Below are 13,405 nucleotides of genomic sequence, written 5' to 3'. Positions count from 1 at the left end.
GATAAACTAAAAAAGCATCTATATTTGCACTCGCAATAAGCAAGGTACCTTAGCTCAGATGGTAGAGCAATGGACTGAAAATCCATGTGTCCCTGGTTCGATCCCTGGAGGTACCACAAAACCCGAAACAACTGTTTCGGGTTTTTTGTTTTTAAATTATGCTGTTTTTTTATGCATTGTTTTCTTTGCCAATTCACTTTTGAACAAGTATCTTTGCAATCCCTAAGAAAAGGGAATTATAATATTAAAAAACGCTTTGGAAGCAACGAACGACTCTTTCTCTATTAAAGCAACTTTCTTTGATTTTAAAGAAATCACTAAAGCAGGATTAGCCATTAGTGTTGTGTTTTCGTCTATTGCAGGTTTTCTATTGGGAGTTGATCATTTCAATTCGCAGTCCTGGATTACTCTTATTATGTTAGCCATTGGTGGTTATTGTATGGTTGGTGCTTCAAACGCATTCAATCAAATTATTGAAAAAGACATTGACTCCTTAATGGATCGGACTAAAAACCGACCAATTCCTTCCGGGAGAATTTCAAAAACTACCGCATTTATAATTGCAAGTATTCTTACAATAGCTGGTATTGCTCTACTTTATAACATCAATCCAAAAACAGCAATGTTTGGAGCGATTTCCATATTTTTGTATACTAGTATTTACACGCCGCTAAAAACGGTGACTTCATTGTCTGTATTTGCGGGAGCAATTCCTGGAGCAATTCCATTTATGTTGGGTTGGGTTGCGGCAAATAATGGTGAATTTGGCATTGAAGCCGGCACTTTATTCCTAATTCAATTCTTTTGGCAGTTTCCCCATTTTTGGGCTATAGGTTGGTTCCTATATGAAGATTACGAAAAAGCAGGCATCTTTATGTTGCCTTCCGGGAAGAGAGACAATACAACTGCATTGCAAATTTTGCTTTATACGGTTTGGCTAATACTAGCTTCTTTACTACCTGCTTTATTTCCTGTAATAGGTTTAACAGGAAGTGCATTATTTTTAAGTCCAATTGCTGCAATTTTAGTACTTTTGCTTGGAATTTGGATGTTGGTTTATGCCGTAAAATTATACAACAGTCGCACAGCAAAAGCGGCTCGAACATTAATGTTAGTTAGTGTTATGTACATTACCTTGCTCCAAATTGTTTACATCGTAGATAAATTTTTAAGATAAAAATTATGACCGTAGAAGAATACAACGAAAGAAGTGGCCGTTCCAAAAAGATGCTGTTATGGTTTGCCATGATCAGCTTTGTAATGGTTTTTGCTGGATTAACAAGTGCCTATATTGTAAGTAAATCCAGAGCAGACTGGAAGAATTTTGAAATGCCATCGGCGTTTTTAATCAGCACGATTGTAATTTTAATCAGCAGTATCACCTTCCATTTGGCAAAAAAAGCGATAAAAGACAACAATCGATCGCTTACTTCTATCTATTTATTGACAACACTTGGCTTGGGTATCGCATTCGTATATTTTCAGTTTGACGGCTTTGGCCAACTGATAAAACTAGGCCTTTATCCCACAGGTCCAACGAGTAGCGTCACGACCTCATTCTTGTTCGTAGTCGTTCTGGCGCATCTTTTACACCTTTTCGGAGGTTTGATATCTATTTTGGTTATAATTTATAATCATTTTAAACAAAAATACAATCCTGGTCAAACCCTTGGAATAGAGCTTGGTGCGATGTTTTGGCACTTTCTTGATTTTCTTTGGCTGTGTTTGTTTTTATTTTTATATTTCTTTAAATAAGAAAAAAACGTAAATTTGGGAACTTTTTAACGAATTAATTTTATGGGAACGACAGTTACTACTGCAAAAAGCGAAGGTAAAACCTGGGGCGGCGGAAATGAACCAATGAAGGCCAGTTATGGTAAATTGATGATGTGGTTTTTTATCGTATCGGATGCATTGACATTTTCAGGATTTCTAGCAGCTTATGGTTTATCTAGATTTAAATTTATTGAGACATGGCCATTACCGGATGAAGTTTATAATCACTTCCCATTCCTACATGGAGTAGATGCACCAATGTACTATGTTGCATTGATGACTTTTATTTTGATTTTCTCTTCTGTAACAATGGTTTTAGCTGTTGACGCAGGACATCAATTAAAGAAAGGGAAAGTGGCATTTTACATGTTCCTAACCATTATTGGAGGACTTATTTTCTTGGGCTCACAAGCATGGGAATGGAAAAATTTCATCAAAGGAGAATATGGTGCTATTGAAACACAAGGAGGAAGCATTCTACAATTCGTAGACAATGAAGGAAACCGAGTTAAATTAGAAGAATTTGCAGCCATACTTGCTGAAGACCGCGTTCAAGATACAAGAGATAAAGGAGTTTGGTTTTCATCAGAAGGCTCACTTCCAAGTTTCTCAGTAGCTGAAGTACAAGCTGGTTTTAAAGCACATCCTGAATTATTGATTCGTACAGAAAAATTGTATGAAGCTACAGAGGCTGATAAAGCTAATAAAACATTACATCCTACTTTAAATACAAAACCTAAACACAAATCTATTCTTACTAGAGAGGCTTCAGAAGACATGTTAGCGAAAGCACATTATGTTGTTGAAGGAGCAAATCTGAAAAGAAATGAATACGGAAGTCGTTTATTTGCTGATTTCTTTTTCTTTATCACCGGTTTCCACGGTTTTCACGTATTCACTGGAGTATTGATTAACATTATCGTTTTCTTCAATGTGCTTTTAGGTACGTACGAGAAAAGAAGAAGTTATGAAATGGTAGAAAAAGTTGGACTTTATTGGCACTTTGTCGATTTAGTTTGGGTATTCGTATTTACTTTCTTCTACTTAGTTTAATTTTCAAAAATTAGAAATATTATGTCACACGAGCACGTATCTAATACAAAAAGAATTTGGTTTGTTTTCGGTTTACTATCTGTAATCACCGTTGTTGAAGTTATCTTCGGAATTTTCAAACCAGAAGCACTACATTTAAATACATTCCTTTCGATGAATTATTTAAACTGGCTGTTTATAATCCTTACCATAGTTAAAGCCTACTATATTGTTTGGGCATTTATGCACATGGAAGGCGAAACCGCTAGTCTTAAAAACGCAGTGGTAACTCCGCTGGTTTTCCTTATTTTGTATCTATTTTTTATTCTTCTTGTAGAAGGAGATTATATTTACGAGGTATTTACAAATTCTACCATAAAGTGGAATTTTTAACACCTTATTAATTCATAAAAAAGGGACGCTTTGCGTTCCTTTTTTTATTTTTGCACTACAGTAATTATACTTCAGTTATGAAAAAAAATATTGTTCTTTTTTGTCTGTTTATTCTGCCTATCGTCGCGTATCTCTTTTTTGCATCGGGCGTCAATACTTTCTCCAAATTACCAATCTTGACTTCTAAAATTCCTGAATTGGGAAACTGGAAAAGCTTGTCTGGCGAAAAAATCGAACTTAATAATAAGATTACTGTATTGAGTTTTGGCGGTGCTGATATTTACAAGAATAGAGGAAATTATTTCAATTTAAATGAAAAAATTTACAAACGCTACCATACATTTAAAGACTTGCAATTTGTAGTTCTTTCGCCTATAGGAACGGAAGAAGAAGTAAAAATCATTCAACGAGAATTAGGCGCTTTCACGGAAATGGCCGAATGGAAATTTATATTTGCTACACCAAAAGAAATCGAAAGTTTCTACAATGAACTTCATCTAAAAAAAGATCGCTTAGATGAAGGATTAGGCAACAATAACGTTTACTTAATTGACAAAGAACGAAACCTTCGCGGTCGAAAAGTAAGAGACGAAAAGGAATACAAAGAAGGCTACAGTATGTTTCACGTTTCAGAGTTACACAATGAGATGCTGGATGATTTTAAAATTATCTTATACGAATACAAAGCGGCTTTGAAAAAAAATCGCAACGCTACTAAACAACTTTAATATTTATCATTTTGAAAAATAAGTCATACATCGGAATTTCATTAGTTATTTTAGTGTTTGGAATTTGGGCAGTACCCAAAATTATTGCCTCATTTAATGATAACGGGATCGTAAAAGGCGACCGTTTAAACGTAGTCACTTCTAAGAAGGAAAGCAACTTGATCAAAATAGGTGCAACTCCAAAATTCAGCTTAACTGACCAAAACAACAACACAATTACAAATGCAGATTACGATGGCAAAGTGTATGTCTTGGAATTTTTCTTTTCTACTTGTCCGACGATTTGTCCAAGAATGAATGCAAATTTAAAAGAAGTCCAACTACAATTTAAAGGTGTTAAAAATTTTGGAATCGCTTCCATAACCATCAATCCAAAAAACGATACGGTCGAAGTTTTAAAACAACATGCTGCAGAATTGGAAATTACGGATGAAAATTGGCATTTCTTAACCGGCGATAAGGACTATATTTACGAAATAGCAAACAAAGGTTTTAACATGTATGCCGCACAAAACGATAATGTCAACGGCGGATTTGAGCATTCTGGGCTTTTTGCTTTAATTGACAAAAATGGAACGATTAGATGTCGAAAAGACAACTTTGGAAATCCAATTTTGTACTACGATGGTTTAGAAAAAGCAGGAATTAAAGCATTAACAGAAGACATCAAATTACTATTACAAGAATAATGGCAAACGATTTAAACGCAGTTGAGTTAAAATACAGGAAGTGGATCATCATCCTTTCGATCGCAATTCCACTTGTAGTTGCGATTTTATTTGGAATCAAATTAAAAGATTTCGGAATTGATGTAGCACCTTTAACCTTCTTACCTCCTATTTACGCTACGGTAAATGGATTTACTGCCGTATTATTAATTGCTGGAGTACTTGCAATTAAAAATGGCAAAAGAAAGTTACATGAAAATATAATGAAAACAGCAATCGGCTGTTCCGTTGCTTTTTTATTGATGTACGTTGCGTATCACATGACTGCCGATTCCACGAAATTTGGTGGAGAAGGAACTTTAAAGTACCTCTATTACTTCATTTTATTGACGCACATCGTCTTATCAATAGTAGTGATTCCATTTGTATTAATCACGTATGTTCGCGCTTTGGCACAACGATTTGACAAACATAAAAAATTAGCACGAATTACATTTCCGCTTTGGCTTTATGTAGCCGTTACCGGTGTACTAGTTTATTTAATGATTTCCCCTTATTATGTATAATTCAAACAAAATATCGAAAAAAGGACAGAACAGCTTTTCAATAAAGAGTATTGCACTTGCATTTCTATTTACTATGTTCTATTCTTTCAATTCTTCAGCTCAATGTGCGATGTGTCGTGCGGTTTTAGAAACCGAAGAAGGCGGAGTAAAAGCAGAAGCCGTTAACGACGGAATCGTTTATTTAATGGCCTTCCCCTATATATTAGTTGGCGTTATTTTTTATATCATTTACAAAAGCAGAAAGAAAGCAAAAGCCTAATTATTCGAGACCATCGACTTTTACAGCCACTTTTCCGTCCACTGTTAAGAATGCTAAAATAGCTTTATTGGTCAATTGAATATCCGTGAAAGTAATAGTACCCATTTTACCGTTTACAAAAACACCCGGCATTGGAGAGAAATTAGAAAGATAATTCAACATCGTTTTCTTTCCATCTTCCAAATTAGGTTGCAACGAATAACGGCAACTTTCTTCCATCTTTCTTAAAATCAAACCCGATGCTAACCAGTTTGCAGTCCGAATCAAACTGCTTTTTGTATCTACCGCATAATCTAAATTATCAAAATAAATTTCTTTTGTTTTGTCATTGTACTTAGGCAAACCAGTCAAATAAATGGTTCCCGTTAAACTTCCACTCAAATCTAAAGCAATAACTATTTTATCGTTTTTGTGCCAAAGCGCCACGTTCAATACTTTTACTTTCCGACTTCCCGAACCGAATTCTTGCCCTTCAAAGTTCTTCGTTATAATTTTAGAAGCATCTTTATACGTTGAAACTGCAATAATATTTGCCGTAAAATTATCAGGCATTTTACTTACAGGTTTCAATACAATTTTATTTTTATCAAATATTTTTGCAGGCTGTTTACCAATAAGTGTTTCAATCGTGCATTTCAAACCCATTTGCATCACAATACTTTGCCCTTTGATCTGAGCTTCTGTCGCATATAATTCTGTGGGAACCACGCGAAGCCAAGATTCATATTCAGCACTCATTTCAGAGGGTGTGGCAATTTTATCTAGTGCGTCTAAAACATTTGGTTTAAAATCCATCGACTCTTCGATGGCTTGATCAATTGATTTTTCAATTTTAGATTTGAAAGCTTGAACCGCAGGATTAATCAAGTACGTAATTGGTGCATCTTTCCCAAACACCTTAATCGAAGGACTTTCTTTCCACACAATAGACTTGAATTGCGTTTTAGTTTTTAATTTCCAATTGTTTAAATTCACTGAACTCATCAGTGTAATAACTCCATCGAAATTAAATTCTTGGGTATTGTACAACGCCACACCTAAACGTTCAGTTCCTATTCTGTATTTTACATTAACTTTTAAAGGTAGAACTGTTTTTATTTTACCATTTTCATTTTCGATACCAATTGGCGCTTGTTTCCAAATTGTGATCGTATAGTCGTCGTCTTTAATGTTATTATCTTCATAAATTATTCCCGTCAAAAATTTATTAGTTTGGTTTTCAATATCTTTAATTTTCAAAGCTACAGGCAAACTTATAAACGAAGGTTTGTTGTCGTAAATCAGCGGCGAAGCATCCTCAGGTTCAGGTCGGAACGCATTAATCTTCGTTGTTGAAGAACAGCTATACAGAAAAATAACAGCAGTGAAAAATAGAAATATGCGTTTAACTAAATACATAATTATGAGGGTGTTTAAGATAGCAAAATTAACGAATACCAAAATAAATTTGACCGTAATTGTAACAAATTAATTTTTTTTCGTCTTACTACTGTAGCAGTCGCAAGATTTTATATTTTTACAACGGTTTTGCACATCCAAAAAATAAAAAAACATACTTTAAAATGATTGAAATTAAAGACTTACATAAATCGTATCAAACAGGAAGTTCCTCTTTGCATGTATTAAAAGGAATTAATTTCAACGTTGCCGAAGGTGAATTAGTCGCAATCATGGGTTCTTCCGGTTCTGGAAAATCTACGCTACTTAATATTTTAGGAATTCTAGACGAAGCTGATTCAGGCAGTTATATTCTAGACGGCGTTCCCATTAAAAACTTAAACGAAACAGTTGCTTCCCGTTACAGAAACAAATTTTTAGGATTTGTATTCCAGTCTTTTAATTTAATTAATTACAAAACGGCATTAGATAATGTGGCACTTCCACTCTATTACCAAGGTGTAAATGCAAAAGATCGCGCAGAAATTGCCATGAGTTATTTAGAAAAAGTGGGGCTAGCTTCCCATTCACACCACTTACCCAATGAACTTTCAGGAGGACAAAAACAACGAGTTGCGATTGCAAGAGCTTTAGCATCTCATCCAAAAGTTTTACTTGCTGATGAACCAACGGGAGCTTTGGATACGACCACTTCGTATGAAGTCATGGAACTAATTCAAGGTATTAACGACGAAGGAAAAACTATTTTGATTGTTACACACGAACCTGATATTGCAGCAATGTGCAAAAGAAATGTGATTTTAAAAGATGGATTAATCATCGAAGACAAGCAAATCGTCCAACAAAGAGCCAAATTATATGTTTAATATAGAAAGATGGCAAGAAATTTTTCAGGCAATTGCGAAGAACAAGTTGCGTACTTTTCTGACGGGAGTTTCCGTGGCTTCTGGAATTTTTATTTTAGTTATTCTTTTAGGTGCGGGACGTGGAATTCAGAATGGAATTCAAAATCAATTCGCCAAGGACGCCACAAATAAAATTGAAATATATCCCGGGATTACACAAAAAGAATTTAAAGGTTTAGGAATTGGACGTGAAACGCAATTTAAAAACCGAGATTACGAAATTGTCACCCAGAAATTTGAAAACTTCATTGACAACAGATCTAAATTGTACTCGGTTTGGAGTGGAAATATTGTGTATGGAAAAGAAACAGGAACTTATAGAATAGAAGGTGTCAATCCAAATTATCAGTTTATTGAAAATGCATCAGTCATTGCTGGTCGGTTCATCAATTTAAGTGATATTGAGCATTTTGAAAAGGTGGCGGTTATTGGAAAAAAAGTTTCTACAGATTTATTTAAAGACACAAAAAGCGGAATTGGTAAGAATATTAATGTATCCGGTACGATTTATAAAGTAGTAGGTGTTTTTACAGATCCGGGTGGCGAACGTGAAGAAAGTCGTGTTTTCATTCCCGTAACTACGGCTCAACGCGCTTATAGTGCCGGAGAAGACATTCGAAGTATGGCTTTCACCATGCCAAAAAGAGATAATTTTGACCAAGCACTTGCTGAATCAGAAAATTTTTCAAAGCAGTTGGACAAAATTTTGAAAGAACGACACGACATCGCACCAGACGACGAAAGCGCGTTGAACATCCAAAATTCGCTGGAACAAGCTCAGAAAATTTATCAATTAACCGACATTATTCAAGCTTTCTTTTGGTTTGTAGGAATTTTAACCATAATTGCAGGTGTTGTTGGCGTTGGAAATATCATGTTGATTGTAGTAAAAGAACGCACCAAAGAAATTGGAATTCGAAAGGCTTTGGGAGCGACGCCTTACTCGATTATAGCCATGATTTTGCATGAAGCTGTTTTCATCACATTAATTTCTGGTTTTATAGGATTAATTTTTGGATTACTACTTTGGGCAGGAATTGGACCATTTATAGAATCAGACTTTTTCAGCCATCCTGAAGTAGATTTTAATATAGCATTAACCACGGTCATATTATTAACCGTAGCGGGCGCTTTCGCAGGATTTATTCCCGCATACAAAGCAGCGAAAATTAGACCAATTGTAGCACTAAGAGACGAATAAATTATGTTTAACAAAGACCAATGGAATGAAATTCTTGAAGCCTTATCGGCCAAACCTTTGCGTACTTTTATTACAGCATTTGGTGTGTTTTGGGGAATTACGATTTTAGTTATTTTACTTTCAGCAAGTACGGGATTGGAAAATGGCGTTAAAAGAGGTTTCGGCGGCATGTCGACCAACTCGATGTTTATATGGACAAATTCGACCTCAAAACCGTATAAAGGTTTGCCACAAGGCCGCTATTTTAATTACAAAAATGGTGATATTGATGCTTTGAAACGCGAATTCAGTCAACTGAAATATGTTTCGCCTCGAAATCAACTTGGTGGTTTTAGAGGAAGCAACAATGTAGTTAGAGGAACTAAAACAGGCGCTTACAACGTATACGGAGATTATCCAGAATATATTCTGCAACAACCAATGAAAATTACCAAAGGTCGTTTTCTGAATTATACCGACATCAATCAAAAAAGAAAGATTGCCGTTATTGGAGAAGGAATCATTCGCGAGTTGTACGAGCCAGGAGAGAATGTTTTGGGAACATACGTAAAAGTGAACGGCGTTAATTTTATGGTCGTAGGTGTTTATAAAAGCATTTCAACCATGGGAGGTGATTCTGAGGAAAAGGGAAAAGAAATTTACACACCATTTACGAGCTTTCAGCAAGCCTTTAATTATGGTGATATCGTAGGTTGGATGGCAATTACCGCAAAAGATGATTATCCCATCACCGATTTAAAACCTAAAATTCTTGAACTTCTGAAAGAGCGACATACCATAGCTCCAACTGACGACAGAGCTATTGGTAATTTTGATTTATATGCAGAATATTCAAAAATCAATGGACTTTTTGGTATTTTAAAAGCAGTTTCTTATATCGTTGGTGGCTTAATTTTACTTTCTGGCGTGATTGGAATTATCAATATCATGTTGATTGTAGTAAAGGAACGCACCAAGGAAATTGGAATTCGACGTGCACTTGGAGCTACTCCTTGGGACATCAAGAAACAAATTTTAACTGAATCAGTAGTTTTATCCTTACTCGCCGGAATGGCCGGAATAATATTTTCAACCTTAATTATATTGCTTGCGAATTCTATTTTAGATGGACTTCCCGACGCCTCGGAAGTGATGTTTGCCAATCCAAGTATTAGCCTGACTGTTGTAGTCATTGCATTACTGATATTAGTACTATCCGGATTAATTGCAGGATTTATTCCTGCACGAACAGCTGTAAAAACAAAACCAATTGACGCTTTAAGAACAGAATAAAAACAAAAATTATAACGCAAAAATGAAAAAAAGAACAACAATCATCATCCTTATTATATTAGCGATCGTATTTGGTGGCGCTTTATACTATTTGTACCAAAAAAATCAGCAATCGCCAATCACGTATAAAACCGAAAAAGCGGAAGAACGTACAATTATCAAAAGCACGGTTGCGACAGGTAAAATTGTTCCGAAAGAAGAGGTTTTAATCAAACCAAATATTTCTGGAATTATTGAAGAAGTATTCGTCGAAGCAGGAGACAATATCAAAGCAGGCGATTTAATTGCTAAAATCAAAGTGGTGCCAAATGTTGCCAGTTTGAACAGCGGTTTCAACCAAGTGCAAAGTGCTAAAATTGATTTGGACAACCAAGAAAAATTATACAAACGTCAAAAAACACTCTTTGACAAAGGAGTAATTTCAGCTAATGATTTTGATTTAGCGCAAACATCGTACAAGCAATCGCAACAAAATTATCGTGCAGCTCAACAAAATGTAGAAATTATCAGAACAGGTACTTCAAAAAGCATGGCAAATGTAGCTCAAACGATGATTCGGTCTACAGTTAATGGGATGGTTTTAGACGTTCCTGTAAAAGCAGGAAATCAGGTTATTGAAAGTAATAATTTTAACGAAGGAACAACAATCGCAAGTCTTGCCGATGTTGGAAATATGATTTTCGAAGGGAAATTAGACGAGTCTGAAGTAGGAAAAATAAAATTAAATTTGCCCTTAGAAATTACGGTTGGAGCCATTGAAAACAAGAAATTCAATGCGGTACTCGATTATATTGCACCAAAAGGAACAGAAGAAAATGGAGCGGTACAATTTCCAATCAAGGGAACATTAAACAATAAAGACAACACGTTTATTCGGGCCGGCTTAAGTGCCAATGCTTCTATTATTTTAGAAAAAGCAGATAAAGTTTTAGCTATCAAAGAATCGCTAATTCAATTTGACGAAAAAACTAAAAAATCTTTTGTTGAAGTAGAAGTAGGCAGTCAAAAATTTGAAAAAAGAGACGTAGTTCTTGGCGTTAGCGACGGAATTTACGTTCAAATTAAAAGTGGAATTACAAAAGACGACAAAATTAAAGTGTGGAACATTGGCGTAGAATAAATTCTAAAAATCAATTTTCCAATTTAATAAAGCTCACAAAATGAAACAATATACAACGCTTTTTATACTTCTCATCAGCATTTTTGCGCAAGCACAAGAAAAAAAATGGACGCTAAAAGAATGTGTGGATTATGCGATTGAGAAAAACATTTCAATCCAACAATCTAAATTAGATATTGAATCTATCGCTATCGAAAGGAAAGATGCAATAGGGAATTTTCTACCAACGGCCAATGCAAGTGCTTCCCACAGTTGGAATATTGGTTTGAACATCAATCCAATTACCAATCTGGCAGAAACACAAACCTTTCAAAATACTTCGATGGGTGTTAATGTTGGTGTTGACATTTATAAAGGAATGCAAAATCAAAACCGATTACGTCGTGCAAATTTGACTAAAATTGCCGGACAATATCAGTTGACCAAAATGAAAGATGACGTTTCCTTAAATGTGGCAAATGCTTATTTACAGATTTTGTTCAACAAGGAAAATGTAAAAGTGCAAAAAGAACAATTGGCAAATAATAACAAACAAAAAAACCGGACCAAAGAACTTGTTGATGCAGGTTCAGTGGCGCGAGGTGATTTATTAGACATGACAGCTACAGTAGCAACAAGCGAACAAGCCGTTGTCAATGCCGAAAATGCGTTGTTAATTTCTAAATTAAGTTTGGCACAATTACTTCAATTAGATGATTTCAAAAATTTTGATGTTGCCGAAAATGATTATTCGATTGCCCAAAGTGAAGTAATGTTGCAATCTCCGGACGCCATTTATAATAAAGCAAAAGAAGAACGTGTAGAATTAAAAATTGCACGAGCAAATTTAGAAGTAGCTCAAAAGGATATTGAAATTGCAAAAGGAGCGCTTCAACCTTCCTTGAGTGGTTTTTACAGTTTTAGTTCAAGAGCTACAAATTCTGATCGTTATACCAGCGACGGAAACGGTAATATTGTGGTAAAAGGTCCTGATGCCATTTTCAATCAATTTAGCGATAATAAAGGAAATGCATTTGGACTCCAACTTAACATTCCAATATTAAACGGCTTTTCTGTGCGAAATAATATCGAGCATTCTAAAATCGCGTTCAAGCGTTCCCAGATTGCAGTTAGCCAACAAGAATTAGATTTAGAACGAAATGTCTACACTGCTTTTACAGATGTAAATGGCGCTTTAAATGCTTACGACGCTGCTGTAACAGCACTTGAAGCACGAACAGAATCGTTTAATTATGCCCAAGAAAAGTTCAATGTAGGTTTAATGAATGCGTTTGATTTAAACCAAGCTCAATTGTTATTTGCTAACGCAGAATCAGAGGTAATTCGCACAAAATACGATTATATTTTCCGAGTAAAAGTGGTAGAATTTTATTTTGGCATTCCAATAACAGGCAGATAATGATGACTTCAAACGACGTATATATTTTAAATATCGAAACGGCTACTAAAAACTGTTCCGTAGCGTTAGCAAAAAACGGAAAAACAATTGCTTTGCGCGAAATTGCAGAAGAAGGCTATTCTCATGCCGAAAAATTGCACGTTTTCATTGAGGAATTAATTACTGAAAGTGAAATTTGCTTCAAGGATTTAAATGCCATCGCCGTCAGTCAAGGTCCAGGTTCTTACACCGGATTGCGAATTGGCGTTTCTTCCGCTAAGGGATTATGCTATGCATTGAATATACCACTGATTGCGGTTGATACCTTGCAAAGTTTAGCCGCTCAAATTACCATTTCTACTGGTTTGATTATTCCGATGATTGACGCACGAAGAATGGAAGTTTTTAGTGCCACTTACGACAAAGATTTAAATACTATTGCGAAAGTTGCTGCTGAAATAATCACTGATGAAAGCTATCAGAATTCCGACGAAGAAATTCACTTTCTAGGCGATGGAGCTGCAAAATGTAAAGAATTTTTCCATAAAAGCAACTTCATTTTTCACGATGAAATCATTTATCCTTCTGCAAAACAGATGAGTTCTTTGAGTTTTGAAAAGCACAAAAAAAGCGACACTGTTGATGTCGCTTATTTTGAACCTTTATATGTAAAAGATTTTATGATTACGAAGAAAAAAACTTCTTAATG

At 35.2% G+C, this 13,405-nt stretch carries 15 protein-coding genes and 1 tRNA gene; 15 read left to right on the top strand and 1 reads right to left on the bottom strand.

Annotated features, from left to right (window positions below; genetic code table 11):
- Nucleotides 1-43 precede the first annotated feature (43 nt).
- The 9 genes from YWA_RS0100720 to YWA_RS0100680 all read left to right on the top strand — a co-directional run bounded on the left by YWA_RS0100720 (nucleotide 44) and on the right by YWA_RS0100680 (nucleotide 5,422).
- Nucleotides 44-116: transfer RNA gene (locus YWA_RS0100720), tRNA-Phe, on the top strand.
- 140 nt (nucleotides 117-256) lie between these two features.
- A complete protein-coding gene (cyoE, locus tag YWA_RS0100715; RefSeq protein ID WP_022826576.1) occupies nucleotides 257-1,177 on the top strand; it encodes a heme o synthase in 921 nt (306 codons plus the stop codon).
- A gap of 5 nt (nucleotides 1,178-1,182) precedes the next feature.
- Entirely contained in the window at nucleotides 1,183-1,755 is a 573-nt protein-coding gene (locus tag YWA_RS0100710; RefSeq protein ID WP_022826575.1) for a cytochrome c oxidase subunit 3, read from the top strand.
- 42 nt (nucleotides 1,756-1,797) lie between these two features.
- The gene (locus tag YWA_RS0100705; protein ID WP_022826574.1) at nucleotides 1,798-2,829 is read left to right on the top strand and encodes a cytochrome c oxidase subunit 3; all 1,032 of its coding nucleotides are present in this window, start codon (nucleotides 1,798-1,800) and stop codon (nucleotides 2,827-2,829) included.
- Nucleotides 2,830-2,850: 21 nt separating this feature from the next.
- Nucleotides 2,851-3,201 (top strand): cytochrome C oxidase subunit IV family protein, encoded by a 351-nt coding sequence (locus tag YWA_RS0100700; protein ID WP_022826573.1) that lies wholly within the window; start codon nucleotides 2,851-2,853, stop codon nucleotides 3,199-3,201.
- Nucleotides 3,202-3,278: 77 nt separating this feature from the next.
- Nucleotides 3,279-3,929, top strand: a complete 651-nt coding sequence (locus tag YWA_RS0100695) for a hypothetical protein (protein ID WP_022826572.1) — start codon at nucleotides 3,279-3,281, stop codon at nucleotides 3,927-3,929.
- A gap of 8 nt (nucleotides 3,930-3,937) precedes the next feature.
- Entirely contained in the window at nucleotides 3,938-4,618 is a 681-nt protein-coding gene (locus YWA_RS0100690) for an SCO family protein (protein WP_026718483.1), read from the top strand.
- A complete protein-coding gene (locus tag YWA_RS0100685; protein WP_022826570.1) occupies nucleotides 4,618-5,163 on the top strand; it encodes a DUF420 domain-containing protein in 546 nt (181 codons plus the stop codon). Before YWA_RS0100690 ends, YWA_RS0100685 begins: the two co-directional genes overlap by 1 nt.
- 73 nt (nucleotides 5,164-5,236) lie before the next feature.
- On the top strand, nucleotides 5,237-5,422 hold the full coding sequence (locus tag YWA_RS0100680) for a hypothetical protein (protein ID WP_051126914.1): 186 nt from the start codon (nucleotides 5,237-5,239) through the stop codon (nucleotides 5,420-5,422).
- Here the strand turns inward: YWA_RS0100680 and YWA_RS0100675 are convergent, their stop codons facing one another.
- Nucleotides 5,423-6,820, bottom strand: coding sequence for a DUF4403 family protein (locus YWA_RS0100675; protein WP_022826568.1), 1,398 nt, complete (start codon nucleotides 6,818-6,820; stop codon nucleotides 5,423-5,425).
- A 164-nt stretch (nucleotides 6,821-6,984) separates the two neighbouring features.
- Here YWA_RS0100675 and YWA_RS0100670 point away from each other — a divergent pair, with 164 nt between their 5' ends.
- Genes YWA_RS0100670 through tsaB form a run of 6 tightly spaced genes read left to right on the top strand, consistent with a single transcriptional unit; the run spans nucleotide 6,985 to nucleotide 13,403 of the window.
- Nucleotides 6,985-7,686 (top strand): ABC transporter ATP-binding protein, encoded by a 702-nt coding sequence (locus tag YWA_RS0100670; protein ID WP_022826567.1) that lies wholly within the window; start codon nucleotides 6,985-6,987, stop codon nucleotides 7,684-7,686.
- Complete coding sequence (locus YWA_RS0100665) at nucleotides 7,679-8,926, top strand: ABC transporter permease (RefSeq protein WP_022826566.1); 1,248 nt, start codon at nucleotides 7,679-7,681, stop codon at nucleotides 8,924-8,926. The genes YWA_RS0100670 and YWA_RS0100665 overlap by 8 nt, the downstream gene beginning before the upstream one ends.
- A 3-nt stretch (nucleotides 8,927-8,929) precedes the next feature.
- A complete protein-coding gene (locus YWA_RS0100660) occupies nucleotides 8,930-10,198 on the top strand; it encodes an ABC transporter permease (RefSeq protein WP_022826565.1) in 1,269 nt (422 codons plus the stop codon).
- A 22-nt stretch (nucleotides 10,199-10,220) separates the two neighbouring features.
- Nucleotides 10,221-11,318, top strand: coding sequence for an efflux RND transporter periplasmic adaptor subunit (locus YWA_RS0100655; RefSeq protein WP_022826564.1), 1,098 nt, complete (start codon nucleotides 10,221-10,223; stop codon nucleotides 11,316-11,318).
- Between the two features lie 40 nt (nucleotides 11,319-11,358).
- Nucleotides 11,359-12,717, top strand: a complete 1,359-nt coding sequence (locus YWA_RS0100650; protein ID WP_022826563.1) for a TolC family protein — start codon at nucleotides 11,359-11,361, stop codon at nucleotides 12,715-12,717.
- Nucleotides 12,717-13,403, top strand: coding sequence for a tRNA (adenosine(37)-N6)-threonylcarbamoyltransferase complex dimerization subunit type 1 TsaB (gene tsaB, locus YWA_RS0100645; protein ID WP_022826562.1), 687 nt, complete (start codon nucleotides 12,717-12,719; stop codon nucleotides 13,401-13,403). The genes YWA_RS0100650 and tsaB overlap by 1 nt, the downstream gene beginning before the upstream one ends.
- Nucleotides 13,404-13,405 lie beyond the last annotated feature (2 nt).

Source organism: Flavobacterium antarcticum DSM 19726 (assembly GCF_000419685.1).
Lineage (GTDB): Bacteria > Bacteroidota > Bacteroidia > Flavobacteriales > Flavobacteriaceae > Flavobacterium > Flavobacterium antarcticum.
The sequence above is the reverse complement of the archived record's forward strand: the minus strand, read 5'-3'. Positions and strand labels throughout refer to the sequence as shown.

What these genes read in the sequence shown, in the direction of transcription:
- YWA_RS0100665 (WP_022826566.1), top strand. Translation starts at nt 7,679, where the DNA reads ATGTTTAATATAGAAAGATGGCAAGAAATTTTTCAGGCAATTGCGAAG.
- tsaB (WP_022826562.1), top strand. Translation starts at nt 12,717, where the DNA reads ATGATGACTTCAAACGACGTATATATTTTAAATATCGAAACGGCTACT.
- YWA_RS0100685 (WP_022826570.1), top strand. Translation starts at nt 4,618, where the DNA reads ATGGCAAACGATTTAAACGCAGTTGAGTTAAAATACAGGAAGTGGATC.
- YWA_RS0100710 (WP_022826575.1), top strand. Translation starts at nt 1,183, where the DNA reads ATGACCGTAGAAGAATACAACGAAAGAAGTGGCCGTTCCAAAAAGATG.
- YWA_RS0100675 (WP_022826568.1), bottom strand. Translation starts at nt 6,820, where the DNA reads ATGTATTTAGTTAAACGCATATTTCTATTTTTCACTGCTGTTATTTTT.
- YWA_RS0100655 (WP_022826564.1), top strand. Translation starts at nt 10,221, where the DNA reads ATGAAAAAAAGAACAACAATCATCATCCTTATTATATTAGCGATCGTA.
- YWA_RS0100670 (WP_022826567.1), top strand. Translation starts at nt 6,985, where the DNA reads ATGATTGAAATTAAAGACTTACATAAATCGTATCAAACAGGAAGTTCC.
- YWA_RS0100660 (WP_022826565.1), top strand. Translation starts at nt 8,930, where the DNA reads ATGTTTAACAAAGACCAATGGAATGAAATTCTTGAAGCCTTATCGGCC.
- YWA_RS0100650 (WP_022826563.1), top strand. Translation starts at nt 11,359, where the DNA reads ATGAAACAATATACAACGCTTTTTATACTTCTCATCAGCATTTTTGCG.
- YWA_RS0100700 (WP_022826573.1), top strand. Translation starts at nt 2,851, where the DNA reads ATGTCACACGAGCACGTATCTAATACAAAAAGAATTTGGTTTGTTTTC.
- YWA_RS0100680 (WP_051126914.1), top strand. Translation starts at nt 5,237, where the DNA reads ATGTTCTATTCTTTCAATTCTTCAGCTCAATGTGCGATGTGTCGTGCG.
- YWA_RS0100705 (WP_022826574.1), top strand. Translation starts at nt 1,798, where the DNA reads ATGGGAACGACAGTTACTACTGCAAAAAGCGAAGGTAAAACCTGGGGC.
- YWA_RS0100695 (WP_022826572.1), top strand. Translation starts at nt 3,279, where the DNA reads ATGAAAAAAAATATTGTTCTTTTTTGTCTGTTTATTCTGCCTATCGTC.